The organism is Gemmatimonadales bacterium, assembly GCA_030697825.1.
GTDB lineage: Bacteria > Gemmatimonadota > Gemmatimonadetes > Gemmatimonadales > JACORV01 > JACORV01.
Window position 1 is genome coordinate 1 of the sequence record JAUYOW010000032.1, and the last position, 2038, is coordinate 2038.

The 2038-nt window shown below is 69.9% G+C and carries 2 protein-coding genes; both read left to right on the forward strand.

Annotation, left to right across the window (positions count from 1 at the left end; all coding sequences use genetic code 11):
- A partial coding sequence (locus Q8Q85_01320) for a SelB C-terminal domain-containing protein (protein MDP3772888.1) occupies window positions 1-1584 on the forward strand: 1584 nt, incomplete at its 5' end.
- A 115-nt stretch (window positions 1585-1699) separates the two neighbouring features.
- Window positions 1700-2038: hypothetical protein (locus Q8Q85_01325; protein ID MDP3772889.1), on the forward strand; the 339-nt coding region annotated here is incomplete at its 3' end.

Below are 2038 nucleotides of genomic sequence, written 5' to 3' on the forward strand. Positions count from 1 at the left end.
CATCTGGCCATCCTCCGCTTCCTCGGGGTGACTCGCGGCGTCGTCGCGCTCACCAAGTGCGACCTCGCGCCTGATGCCGACTGGCGCGCGCTCGTGGCCGACGAGCTGAACGACGAGACGGTGCGCCATTTCGGTGCGGCGTGGCCGATCGTCGAGGTTTCGGCGACCCAGGCGACCGGGCTGGAGCGGCTCCGCGAGGTGCTGGCCCGCGTCGCCCAGGAAGTCGCGGCGCACGGCTCCGACGACCGGTTCCGGCTTCCGGTGGACCGGGTGTTCGCGCTCGCCGGAGCCGGGACCATCGTGACCGGCACGGTGTGGAGCGGCTGCGTGGCCGAGGGCGACCGCGTCCTGGTGCTGCCGGCGGCGGTGGAGGCGCGGGTTCGCAGCATCCAGGTGCACGAGCAGCCGGCGCCGCGCGCCGAGCCCGGTCGCCGCGCCGCCCTCGCCCTCGTCGGCCTGTCGCGCGAACAGGCTGCGCGCGGCTCGGTCGTTCTGTCCGGCGAAGGATGGCGCGCCGGCCGCGCGATGGACGTCGAGATCACTCTGCTGCCGGGCGCGGTGCTGAAACCAAGGGCGAGGGTGCGGGTCCATCACGGTACGGCGGAGGTGATGGCGCGCGTCACGCGCGCGGGTGACGCCACCAGCGGGAGCTTTCCCGCCCGCCTCATGCTCGAGGATCCGCTGGTGACGCGCGCGGGTGACCGGCTGGTGCTCCGGTCGTACTCGCCCGTCACGACCATCGGCGGTGGGTTGGTCGTTGATCCGTGGGCGGATGACGGGGCGCTCCGGCGGGCCAGGCGCGTTCTCCCCGCGACCCCGACTTCGGACCAACAGCGGGTCGTTCAGCTGATCGCCCGCCGTGGCCGGTCCGGGCTGGCTCTTGCCCAGCTCGAGGTCGTTGCGGGCCTCGGCGTGAGCCGGCTCACCGCGGTGCTGGGGCGCGCATCCGAGATTGGGTTGGTCGAGGTGGACGGGTGGTATGTCGCCGTCGCCGAAGTGGACGCCGCGGCGGAGCGTCTTCGCGAGGCGTTGGAGCGCTACCACGCCGCGCACCCGCTCGAGCCGGGCATGCCGGCGCAGGCATGGCGCGCTTCGCTGGTTGCTGGTCCGGCGCAGCTCGTGGAGCTGGCTGAACGGCGCCTGGTGGACCAGACCCGGCGCGTCGTGAAGGACGGCTCCACCGTGAGGCTGGCGGACTTCGAGCCGGGTCGTGGCGGCGGTGCACAGGCTGAGCAGGAGCGGGTGCTGGAGGTGCTCCGCGCCGCTGATGCGGAGCCGCCTACCATTGCGGAGTTGGCGGCCGGCCTGCCTGGCGTGGATGTGCCGGCCATCCTGAGACTTCTCGCCCGCTCGGGGGTAGTAGTGGCGGTCGGGAAGGACCGGTACTACGAGGCCGGCGCTATCAGCCGGGAGCAGGCCCGGCTGGTCGAAGCCCTGAAGGAGCTGGGGCCCTCAACGCCGGCGGGGATCAGGGATCGCCTGGGGCGGTCGCGAAAGTGGTTGATCCCGCTACTGGAATGGGCTGACAGGGAAGGGGTTACGGTGAGGGAAGGGGACCGCCGAGCCCTGAAAAAGGGCCCCTAGGCGTTGACTTATTCGTTGGGGCGTCGTAACATAGCCCGGTGTAAAGGAGTGTCCCGTTCACCCCTATTCGAGGAGTGAAGAACCAGCAACTTTTCCGTCCGAAACGGAGTCCAGAATGAGGCGCTACGCATACGCGTGGCTCTTGGCAGGACTCGCTCTGGCGGCACCGCGGGTATCGCAGGCTCAGCAGGATACCTCGCGACGCAACCAGGTCGAGCTTCTTCAGAACTACCCGAACCCGTTCAATCCGGCGACGACGATCCCGTTCCGCCTGAGCGAGAGCCTGTTCCGGAGTGGCCGGGGCCCGGTAGTGAGCATCAGAATATACAACGTGCTCGCCCAGCTCGTGGCGGTCCCGTCGTTGCAGGCCTCCGGCCAGCGACTTGACGCCGTTGAGTTGGAGTGCCGAGAGTTGCGCAACTGTTACTGCGTGTTCTCCGCCTTTTGGGATGGG